Origin of the sequence: Stenotrophomonas maltophilia group sp. Smal32 (assembly GCF_030237085.1) — a bacterium.
Lineage (GTDB): Bacteria > Pseudomonadota > Gammaproteobacteria > Xanthomonadales > Xanthomonadaceae > Stenotrophomonas > Stenotrophomonas maltophilia_Q.
The window spans coordinates 1-3,464 of the sequence record NZ_JASJSI010000192.1 but is presented as its reverse complement, the minus strand read 5'-3'; the positions used below and the strand labels follow the sequence as shown (position 1 = coordinate 3,464).

The 3,464-nt window shown below is 66.6% G+C and carries 3 protein-coding genes; all 3 read left to right on the top strand.

Annotation, left to right across the window (positions count from 1 at the left end; genetic code table 11):
- Positions 1–9 precede the first annotated feature (9 nt).
- The 3 genes from QRO91_RS22125 to QRO91_RS22115 all read left to right on the top strand — a co-directional run bounded on the left by QRO91_RS22125 (position 10) and on the right by QRO91_RS22115 (position 3,187).
- Positions 10–465, top strand: a complete 456-nt coding sequence (locus QRO91_RS22125; RefSeq protein ID WP_285310578.1) for a DUF3574 domain-containing protein — start codon at positions 10–12, stop codon at positions 463–465.
- Positions 466–501: 36 nt separating this feature from the next.
- A complete protein-coding gene (locus tag QRO91_RS22120) occupies positions 502–1,359 on the top strand; it encodes an SH3 domain-containing protein (protein WP_197650615.1) in 858 nt (285 codons plus the stop codon).
- A 109-nt stretch (positions 1,360–1,468) separates the two neighbouring features.
- On the top strand, positions 1,469–3,187 hold the full coding sequence (locus tag QRO91_RS22115) for a thiamine pyrophosphate-dependent enzyme (RefSeq protein ID WP_100443664.1): 1,719 nt from the start codon (positions 1,469–1,471) through the stop codon (positions 3,185–3,187).
- Positions 3,188–3,464 lie beyond the last annotated feature (277 nt).

Below are 3,464 nucleotides of genomic sequence, written 5' to 3'. Positions count from 1 at the left end.
GTCTTTGCCGTGCTGCTGGCCACCAGTGGCTGTGCCAGCCTGTCCTCGCAGGCGCCCAGCGCCTATGCCACGGCCACCACCGCCGAACTGAAGGGCGATGCCGCACGCCCGTCCGACGGCCACGGCTGGGTGCGCAGCGAGCTGTACTTCGGCGTGGGCGAGGAGCAGGGCGCGGGCAACCGTCCGCAGGCCGACACCATCAGCGAGGCGCAGTGGCGCGCATTCCTGGACAAGGAAGTGACCCCGCGCTTCCCGGATGGACTGACCGTGTTCGATGCCTATGGCCAGTGGCTGTTCCGCGGCGATGCTTCGCCCAACCGCCTGCGCACCAAGGTGCTGGTGGTGCTGCATGAGGACACTCCGCAGCGTCGCACCGATATCGAAGCGATCCGCCTGGCGTGGAAGCAGCAGACCAAGCATCAATCGGTGCTGTGGTCGCGGCAGCCGGTCGAGGTATCGTTCTGAGTTGAAGGTGCCGCTGCGGTGCCGCAGGGAGCGATGATGAAACACAGGGAATGCGCGCTGGGCCTGGTGCTGGCGGGATTGCTGGCGCCGTCGGCGCAGGCAAGTGGCGGCGACGGCGAAACGCTGCGGTTCCAGGTGGCCGCTCACGTGCAGGCGCACGCCGATCCCCAGCAGGACGGCAGCATCGCCGTGCAGCTGTCTCCGTCGGGCAAGCGCCAGGTGCTGGCGGGCGCGGCGGATGCCGACGGCAATTCGCGGTGGTCGCTCGAAGACGTCGATTTCGATGGCTACCCGGAACTGGTTGCGCGTGCATCGGTGGGCATGGTCAACGAAGCGGTAGCGGTGTACCGGTTCGATCCAGCCAGCGCTTCGTATCCCGTTCTGCAGACCGAAACCCACGGCAAGGACAGCTGCGGTGACCTGATGGGGCTGAGCGTGGACGTTGCCACCCGCACCCTCACCAGCAGTTGCCGCAGCGGCCCGATGTGGTACGCCGACCAGTACCGGTTCGCAGGCGCGAAGCTCTACCTTTACCGCAGCGAGAATGTGCTGATGCTGGGCGATACGGTGAGCGCCGCGCTGCAGTGGGAACAGACCGACGAGCAGGGCCCGCTGGCGGTCTGGCGCACCTACGATGCCGATGGCCGCGTGTTGGAGACGGCCATCGCCGATGGCCTGGGCGCACGGCCCGAGGGGCCGCTGCGTGGCCAGCAGGCCACCGTGGTGCCAACACGCCTGTTCCTGTTCGACCGACCCGGCGCGACCAGCACCAAGCGCTATCTGGTGCAGGGCGATCGCGTGGAAATGCTGGATGAACAGGACGGCTGGGTGAAGCTGCGCTACCGCAACCCGAAGCAGGGCGTGGTGGAGGGTTGGATCAACGTCAATGATTGACGAGATGTCTACCCGCAGTTTGCACATCGAGGCGATGCGCAACTTGCCCACGGAGGCATCACTTCACCGGGTCTAGCCTCGGACGTTCCCCCGTTCGAGGATGTATCCGATGAGCAAGCGCGTGGCCGAAATCGTGGTGGACGCCCTGCAGCAGGCCGGTGTCCGCCGTTGCTACGGCATCGTGGGCGATACGCTCAACCATGTGACCGATGCGATGCATGGCAGTGAGATCGCCTGGGTGCACGTGCGGCATGAAGAAGTGGCAGCGTTTGCTGCCGGCGCCGATTCGCTGGTGAGCGGCGAACTGACCGCCTGCGCCGGCTCCTGCGGGCCCGGCAGCCTGCATTTCATCAACGGTGTGTTCGAGAGCAACCGCAACCGCGCGCCGATGGTGCTGATCGCCAGCCAGGTGGTGACCAGCGAACTGGGCATGGAATTCCCGCAGGAAGTGGACTTCAAGGCGGTGTACGCCAGTTGTTCGGTGTTCTGCGAGCAGGTGCACAGCGCCGAACAGGCACGCCGCGTGGTCACACTGGCCTGCCAGGCCGCGATCAGCCGCCGCGGCGTGGCGGTGGTGATCCTGCCGGCCGACATCAGCCAGGCCGAGGTGAAGCACGATGTGCCGTTTTCGGTGCACTACACCCAGCCGGTGCTGCGCCCTTCCGACGCCGAACTGCAGCGTATCGCCGAGCTGCTGGGGCAGGGCAAGCGCATCGGCGTCTATGCCGGCGCCGGCTGCCAGGGTGCGCACGCGCAGCTGCTGGAACTGGCCCGGCGCCTGCAGGCCCCGATCGCGCACACCTCGCGCGCCAAGGATTTCGTCGAGCCGGACAACCCGTACAACATGGGCATGACCGGCATCTTCGGCATCGAATCCGGCTTCCACACGCTGATGGAGTGCGACACGCTGCTGCTGCTCGGCGCCGACTTCGCCTGGGGCCAGTTCTACCCGGACAAGGCCACGATCATCCAGGTCGACCGCGATGGCAGCCACCTCGGCCGCCGCCACCCGGTGCACCTGGGCGTGGTCGGCGATATTGCGCCCACGCTGGATGCGCTGCTGCCGATGCTGCCGCCGCGTGAGGACAGCACGTTCCTGGACGAATGCATCGAGCGCCGAGACAAGGCGCTGAAGAAGCGCGAACAGGAAGAACAGCCGGGCGAAGGCGAGCTGATCCACCCGCAGCATCTGACCGCATTGCTGTCGAAGTATGCGACCGACGATGCGCTGTTCACCGCAGACGGCGGCTCGCCAATGGTGTGGGTACTGCGGCATATCCGCGTCAACGGCCGCCGCCGCACGCTGACCAGCCTGCTTCACGGCACGATGGCCAACGCGATGCCGCAGGCACTGGGCCTGCAGAAGGCGTTCCCGGGCCGCCAGGTGATCTCGCTGTCCGGTGACGGAGGCTTGGCGATGCTGCTGGGCGATCTGCTGACCGCAGTGCAGGAAAACCTGCCCATCAAGGTGGTGGTGTTCAACAACGGTTCGCTGAACTTCGTCGAGCTGGAGCAGAAAGTGGAAGGGCTGCTGGACAACTACACCGACCTGAAGAACCCGGATTTTGGCCGCCTTGCCGAAGTGATCGGCTTCCACGGCCGCACCGTGACCCGCAGCGAGGATCTGGAGGAAGCGGTGCAAGACTTCCTGTCGCAACGTGGCCCGGCATTGTTGGATGTGCATACCAGCCGCGCCGAACTGGTGATGCCGCCGCAGATCGAGGCCAAGCAGGTGGCAGGCACGGCGCTGTATGCCGCCAAGGCGGTATTGAACGGCCGCTTCGACGACGTGAAGCATCTGCTGGTGGACAACTTCCTGAAGAAGTGAGGGTTGGGGTTTTATGCAGGGCTGCGCCCTGCACCCGCTACGAGCCAGAGCCAGAGCCAGAGCAGAAGCTGGTTTCCTGAGGGATGGCGGGGTGGGGGGGGGGGGGGGGGGGGGGGGGGCCCCCCCCCCCGCGGGGGGGGGGGGGGGGGGCGGCGGGCCCCCGGGGGGGGGGGGCCGCCCCCCCCCCCCCCCCCCCCCCCCACACTCATCTCCGCTCGGGGTTCTTATCTGCCACCATAGTGTGTTCTCGCTTAAAATAAAATACTACCGAACCGAA